General features: G+C 57.9%; 6 protein-coding genes. 1 reads left to right on the top strand and 5 read right to left on the bottom strand.

From position 1 onward, the window contains the following. Nucleotides 1-458 precede the first annotated feature (458 nt). The 5 genes from MPC4_RS14030 to MPC4_RS14010 all read right to left on the bottom strand — a co-directional run bounded on the left by MPC4_RS14030 (nucleotide 459) and on the right by MPC4_RS14010 (nucleotide 5,415). Nucleotides 459-1,415, bottom strand: a complete 957-nt coding sequence (locus tag MPC4_RS14030) for a VOC family protein (RefSeq protein ID WP_174513060.1) — start codon at nucleotides 1,413-1,415, stop codon at nucleotides 459-461. 68 nt (nucleotides 1,416-1,483) lie between these two features. Then, the gene (locus tag MPC4_RS14025; protein WP_174513065.1) at nucleotides 1,484-2,632 is read right to left on the bottom strand and encodes a thiolase; all 1,149 of its coding nucleotides are present in this window, start codon (nucleotides 2,630-2,632) and stop codon (nucleotides 1,484-1,486) included. 13 nt (nucleotides 2,633-2,645) lie between these two features. Next, a complete protein-coding gene (locus MPC4_RS14020) occupies nucleotides 2,646-3,032 on the bottom strand; it encodes a Zn-ribbon domain-containing OB-fold protein (protein ID WP_174513059.1) in 387 nt (128 codons plus the stop codon). A gap of 17 nt (nucleotides 3,033-3,049) precedes the next feature. Then, nucleotides 3,050-4,642: an AMP-binding protein gene (locus tag MPC4_RS14015; protein WP_174513058.1), complete on the bottom strand. Its 1,593-nt coding sequence runs from the start codon at nucleotides 4,640-4,642 to the stop codon at nucleotides 3,050-3,052. A 29-nt stretch (nucleotides 4,643-4,671) separates the two neighbouring features. Continuing rightward, nucleotides 4,672-5,415 carry a fumarylacetoacetate hydrolase family protein gene (locus tag MPC4_RS14010; protein ID WP_244629013.1) on the bottom strand — a complete coding sequence of 248 codons (744 nt, stop codon included), beginning with the start codon at nucleotides 5,413-5,415 and terminating at the stop codon, nucleotides 4,672-4,674. A 483-nt stretch (nucleotides 5,416-5,898) separates the two neighbouring features. On the opposite strand from MPC4_RS14010, the gene MPC4_RS14005 reads away from it, so the two are divergent. Next, complete coding sequence (locus MPC4_RS14005) at nucleotides 5,899-6,621, top strand: GntR family transcriptional regulator (RefSeq protein WP_210253653.1); 723 nt, start codon at nucleotides 5,899-5,901, stop codon at nucleotides 6,619-6,621. The last annotated feature ends 27 nt before the right edge of the window (nucleotides 6,622-6,648 follow it).

Below are 6,648 nucleotides of genomic sequence, written 5' to 3'. Positions count from 1 at the left end.
CAATAACTCCATGTCGATCACTCCATCGCCCCCCGGCCAGGCCAAAGGGGTAAGGTTCGAACATGGGTCAGTTCTCGGCGGAAAAACCCGGGCTGCCTGGGTCAGTTCTCAGTGGAAATCGACACGCTTCCGAAGCCTTGCCCGCGTCGCCTGTCAGTGCTTGCTCGCCGCCGCTGCCCCGACGTCAAGAAAATGGCGATAGTTTTGGCGCCCAAGGCCGCCCAGCCGGCCGCACTCCCGGTAGTCATAAGCCTATCGCGCAGCTGCTTAAACAAATGCCGCTTGGATCGAATATACCAGTTCGTCCAATGCAAACAGCGAAACACCCATCGCGCTGTGCACCTAAGCTCTTTCTGAGCGATTCTTCCACGCGATATCCAATTTACCTAAATGACGATTCCCTCATGGGATGACGCATCGCAAGACTTTTGGGTCATATTACAGGCGTCATTATCGCTTTACCGGCCCGCTTTAATGCTCGGCCCCGGCTCGAAAAAGTCTGCCGGGACGTCCGGCCCCCACTGATACAACTCGTTAGGACCCATTTGCGCCTCGCTAACCGGTGTGCTGTCATTCACCAGATCGCCATCAGTCCAGTGTTCCACCTGATTGCGGAAAGGATCGCGCCAGTAATCAAACACCTGGCTACCCTGAATATGGCGGCCAACACCCCAACTATGCGTACGTCCGCGAGTTTCCAAATAAGCGCCGCCTTGAACCAGATCGTCGAGATCGGTCACTTCAAAAGCGCTGTGACCGAAACCGGCCCGGCCATCGCGGGATCTGGTAACGGCCAGAGTATGATGGTCGGTCCACCTTTCACCCAATCCGCAATGCAAGAAAACAGCGACTGTGTTGTCCGGTAATCCATCGTAAAGCCTGTCGGAATGTTTAAACCCCAACACATCGGTATAGAAGGCTAGCGATGCGGCGAAGTCTGGGCACCGTAGCACCAAATGGCCCAGTCTCTCCACGTGAGCGGGACCGAGGCTGACTCGCACCGTTTCACCCTGACGATTGGGCTGGAATGCTGTGTTGCCTCTGATCGGGCTTCGATGTGGCACAGACGCCAACGCTTCAAAACCGTGGATTACATCGACCTGGAATCCAGCCGGATCTGTAAGGCGCACACGGATCCCGCCACCAGGTTCAGTATTGGCCTCGATCGTCCGCCCTTGTATCTTTGCCAGCTCTTCCAGATCAGCAGCCGACGCAGCAAAAAAGCCCATTCCCAGCGAGGCTTCCGGGCCACGCTCTGTAACATGGATGAAAGGCGCACTACCATACCCGCGCATGTAAAGGGCGTCCGGTGATCGTGCGGCGGTCAATAAGCCAAAATCGAGTAGAAACGCTTCCATCCTATCGAGATCAGGAGCGCTATAGCGAACAAATGCGACATCGGTTACGGCTACCATTTGGTTCTCCCTAGATCTGCAAGCGCCATTGTCGGCCGAAATGACCTATCCAATGACAAGGTAACGCATTAAAGCGTGTCGCCAGTCCCCAATATCACCGTGGCCTGGCTGGATAATTCCACCCCATTGCCGTGCGCAATCGCAAGTTTGGCGCCGGGCGACTGCCGGGCGCCAGCCTGCCCCATCAATTGTTGCGCTGCCTCGACCAGCGTGAACAGGCCATACATGCCGGGATGCACGCAAGACAAGCCGCCACCGTTGGTGTTGACGGGCAAGACGCCTCCAGGCGCAATTCGCCCGCCCTCGACAAAACGCCCCCCTTCGCCCTTAGGACAGAAGCCGAGATCCTCCAGAAACAAGATCGTGTTGATGGTAAAAGCGTCATAGACCTCAACGACATCAATATCCCGCGGCCCTACGCTCGCCTGCGCATAGGCTCTTGCTCCGGACTCGGCGGCGGCGGTGGTAGTCAGATCGCCGCTACTGGATACATCCATATGATGCGTGGCCTCGGCCGCGCCCAGGACATAAACAGGCCGATCGGACAGATCAACGGCACGGTCGGCGCGTGTCATGACCAATGCCGCCGCGCCATCGGACACCATGCAGCAGTCGCGCACGCCAAGTGGGTCTGATACCAGACGTGCGGAAAGGACATCTTGCACGCTCAACGGTTCGCGCATAAAGGCTTCAGGGTTCAACTGCGCCCATTTTCGCGCCGCCACCGCAACCTCAGCCAATTGTTCCCGGGTGGTGCCATATTCGTACATGTGCCGCGCTGCCGCCAAAGCATAAGCGGACACGGGCCGCAGAGCCTTATAAGGCTCGTCATAGATCGATGGCCTGGGCGCCCCACCCAATTTGCCAATGGCGCTGCGCTGGTTGCTGCCATAGCTGATCAGCGCCACATCGCACAAGCCCGCCGACAACGCCAGCGAAGCCCACAAGACATGCGTCTGAAACGATGAGCCGCCAACGCGATTATTATTCGTCAGTTTGGGATGAACGCCGAAATATTCCGCCAGAGTCAGGCCGCAAAGAGTACTTCCCGCTATACAGCCGAAGACGCCATCCACATCGCGCGGCTTCAGGCCCGCCTGACGCAACGCCTTGATTGAAGCGAATGCCGCCAGTTCCACAGAGGAAAAGCCAGGCGCTTCGCCAATGCCATGGGTCGCCGCGCCAACGATGGCGCTTTCCCCGCGCGGAAACCTCATCTTGCGTTCCTTGTCACAATCCTTTGTCCACATAGTCGACCGGATCAAATACGACCATCGAGGTATCGCCCGACCGAGCAACGCGAGCACGCACCTGAAGGCCAATACGCACCAGTTCGGGCGCAAGCCCCTCCACGCGGCTCATCATACGCGGCCCTTCCTCCAAGTCGATCAGACTGACATTGTAGGGCGGTTCCGGCGCGCGCGGGCGAACGGTAGTCGCCGCATAAACCACACCTCGTCCGCTGGCCACAACCCATTCCAAATCGGTGCAACCGGTGCCGGGTTCTGCTACACGTGGATAGAACATAAAGCGCCCGCTCTCCGCGCTCCGCGGAAGCATGAATTTGCCCTGACGCAAGAAGTCCAAATACTCGGCATCTGGATGGTTCAATTTCATGCACAGATCTCCGGGCATCAGGCGATCAGCCGGGCGCGTAATTGCGCCTTTGCGATTTTGTCAAGGACAGCGCGAGGAAACTCGTCGATGATGATCAAATCGTGGGGCCGTTTGAAATCAGCCAGCGCGCTAGCGCAGGCCGCGTGCACACGCTCGATCAACATGCTGCGGGCATCGTCCGGCACATCGGGTGACAAACGTATAAACGCCACCGGCACTTCGTCCAGCATCGGGTGCGGTTTGCCGACAACTGCAACTTCAATGATGCCTTCGATGGCGGCGATCACGCGTTCGACTTCCGAAGACGCGACATTTTCGCCGCCGACTTTCAGCATATCTTTGTCGCGCTCTGCAAAGCGGATTGAGCCGTCTTCATACGGCACCACTCGATCGCCGGTAATGAACCAGCCGTTCTCGTCAAATGCGTTTTTTGTGGCCGCCTCATCATTTAAATAGCCGCCGAACAGGGACACGCCCATAACGCCGCGCACCTTCAGAAGACCGGTCTCCCCAAATGGCGAGGGGCTATCGTTTGCATCAACGATACGAACGCCATATTCGGGCGCTGGCCGACCAATGAAATCGGTCCGGTTAGGCAAATCGGGATAACCGCAGATCGGGTGGGAAATGGTCTCGGTCATGCCATACCAGCCGAGCATGTGAACGCCTATCTTTTGCGCTAATAGGGCGTTCGCCCCCGCCCCGCCCCAACACCGAAAAGGCTGCCAAGTCGGATTCTCGACTTCGGTCAACGCCCGCACAGCAAAGATGATCATTGATCCCCAAGTGGCGCGATGATCGCAGGCCGTCCGCCAAAATCGGCTTTTGGAAAAACGTGGCTGCAGCACGACGCTGGCCCCTACCCACAATGCCGGCAAAAAGGAATAGCCCAGCGCATTCACATGGAACAACGGCGCATAAATCAAATGCACATCCTCGCGCAGTAGAGCTTCATGCGCCGAACTGACCCGGCCTGCCCACAGCGCGTTACCATGCGTGATCACGACGCCTTTGGGCCGCGACGTGGTGCCCGACGTGTATTGGACCGCGATCGGCCGCCGCGGATCGGCCGCGGCCTGACGGCGGGGTTTAAGCGGATCACGTGCAATAAGCGCGGAGAAGCTATCGATTGTACCAGGCTGACTGCCCTTGGCGGGCGACTGTCCGGCATCGTACTCGGTAGTGACGATCCAACCGAGGTTCCGCCCCGCCTCGGCCACGCAGGCCAGCAGGGAGGGCTGGGTGATTGCGCCGGAACAACCACTATGTTCAATATAGTAATCCAACTCCGGTACGGAACTACGAGTGTTGGTGGTGACCGCGATGGCACCTAATTCGGCGATGGCGCACCATACAATTAAAAACTCCGGGCAATTTTCCAGATGGACCAGAATCCGGTCGCCGACCGCCACGCCCCGCGCCTTGATCCCGGCCGCTGCACGCCCGACCAAGTCGTAGAATTCGGCGTAGCTATAGGCCCGCGGCGGCGCATCGAACGGCGCCCAAGTGAGCAAAATCTTCTCCGGAGAAGCCTGGGCTTGGGTTTGCAACAACCAAGGGAGATCAAGTCCTGCAAAGGGATGGATAATCGCATCGTGGCGTCGAGGCATTGGGACTCCTGACAACGTTCGGAAGGGAATCAGCCTTCGTCGGCTACAGGATTGGACAACAGGCCGAGGCCCTCGATCTCGACTTCGCAGAGGTCGCCGGCTTTCATAAATGCTGGTGGCTGCCGCGCGGCGCCGACACCGGCGGGCGTTCCCGCGATGATCATATCGCCCGGCACAAGTTCAAACGCTTCCGAAATAAGAGCGATTAGTGTGGCCACATCGAAAATCATCGAACTGGTGCTGGCGTCCTGCATCACCTGGCCATTTAGGCGCGTTTGCAAACGCAGCCCCTTGGCGCCCGCGGGCAATTCGTCGGCGGTGACGAATTCGGGGCCAAAGGAGCCGCTGCGGTCAAAATTCTTTCCCATCATCCATTGCGTGGATTTGGTCTGGTAATCGCGAATTGAGCCGTCGTTGAAAATGGAATAGCCCGCGACATGGTCTAGCGCGCACGACGCGTCAATATAGCGGCCGGCCTTCCCGATCACGACCAATAATTCGCCTTCGTAGTCAAATTTGGTCGAGACCCGGGGCCGGACGATGGGCGTGTTATGCCCCACCCAAGACGACGGGAAACGATTGAACAAAACCGGATAGGTGGGCGGTTGAAATTTGCTTTCGGCGGCATGGTCGACGAAGTTCAACCCGACCGCGATCGCCTTGGCCGGGGCATTGAGCGGCGCCAAGTAAATGATCTCCTCCAGCGGAATGCGGGCGTGCGTCTTATTGGCGACGTCCTTGGCTGCCTGCAAGCCATCGGCGCCCTCGCGCAACAGAGGCTCCAACGTGGCGGGTAGGCCCGCGTCCGTCAGGTCGACCAGTTCCTCTCCTAGGCGCAACCCGAGCGCTGGCCCCGAAGGGGATGAAAATGCAATGAACCTCATTACGGATACTCTCTGGCTCGTGAACAAGGCACGAATGCTTAGCAATAGAATCTTGCCCATCGCTACGACGCATGAGCCTCGAACGGCGCTTTAATCGTCCGAAACAAATCTATCTTGTCGTATCAATCATATATTTATATTGTTGTAAATATATTTTTTAGCCATGATGCCCTCTCGGATTCAAAGCCGACGCCGCCGCAGGATTTTGGTTAGGATGGTGATAGAATTGCAATCTGCCGTTGGCCTGGATGGTCGGCCACCCGGACGGATGAGGCTAGATTGTGCTTTAATTCACGAGCTCGCATCCCGGTACAAGATGTCGAGCTGAATGCGCTTTGGTGAAATTTAGCGCAGTTGAACAAGGAGCCTGTTTTGTTTTTTCCGCTAATCGATCTGGACAAGCAAGAAAAGTCGCTGACGCAGGTCGAACAGGTTATCAATCGCCTGCGCGCGGACATCATTTCCGGTCGTTTGCTGCCGGCCGCGAAGCTGAGCATCACTACCTTGGCAGAGGAAAGCGGCGTCAGCCTGGGCGCTGTACGCGAAGCGTTGGCGTCGCTCGCGGCGGAGGATCTTGTCGTGGCGGAACCGCAACGGGGATACCGCGTCAGTCCGGTCTCCAGCCAATCCTTGTCGGATCTGGCCCAAGCCCGGATCGAGATTGAAAGCCTTTGCTTAACCGAAGCGATCAAGCATGGCGACTTGCAATGGGAATCAGCCTGCATCGCGGCGCTGGACCAACTGAGAAAGGTAGACAGCGTAGTGGTGGGCGACTGCCATGAGTTGGCCGACGCAAAGTCGCGGGCGCACGCCAAATTTCACTATGCGCTGGCATCCGGCTGCAATAATCAATGGCTGCTGCGGATGCAGCGCGCTTTGTACCAGCAAAGCGAACGCTATCGTCGCTTGACGGTGCCGCTCGTTGGGCGAGGTCGCGATGTCGATGGGGAACACAAAGCGCTATTGCAGGCCATGCTAGACCGTGATCCTGACCGCGCCCGGAAGCTGCTGACGCAGCACTTGTTGACGACCGCCCGAGATCTGCTGACGTCGCCTCTTCTTACACAGGATATGCGGTCAGGCGGTCCCACCTAATGCGGCCTCTGGTTGAGGCGTTCCGAT

It is taken from the genome of Methylocella tundrae, assembly GCF_901905185.1.
In the GTDB taxonomy this organism is placed as follows: Bacteria; Pseudomonadota; Alphaproteobacteria; order Rhizobiales; family Beijerinckiaceae; genus Methylocapsa; species Methylocapsa tundrae.
The sequence above is the reverse complement of the archived record's forward strand: the minus strand, read 5'-3'. Positions and strand labels throughout refer to the sequence as shown.

Coding starts and splice junctions, on each gene's coding strand:
- MPC4_RS14030 (WP_174513060.1), bottom strand. CDS start 1,415: ATGGTAGCCGTAACCGATGTCGCATTTGTTCGCTATAGCGCTCCTGAT.
- MPC4_RS14025 (WP_174513065.1), bottom strand. CDS start 2,632: ATGAGGTTTCCGCGCGGGGAAAGCGCCATCGTTGGCGCGGCGACCCAT.
- MPC4_RS14020 (WP_174513059.1), bottom strand. CDS start 3,032: ATGAAATTGAACCATCCAGATGCCGAGTATTTGGACTTCTTGCGTCAG.
- MPC4_RS14015 (WP_174513058.1), bottom strand. CDS start 4,642: ATGCCTCGACGCCACGATGCGATTATCCATCCCTTTGCAGGACTTGAT.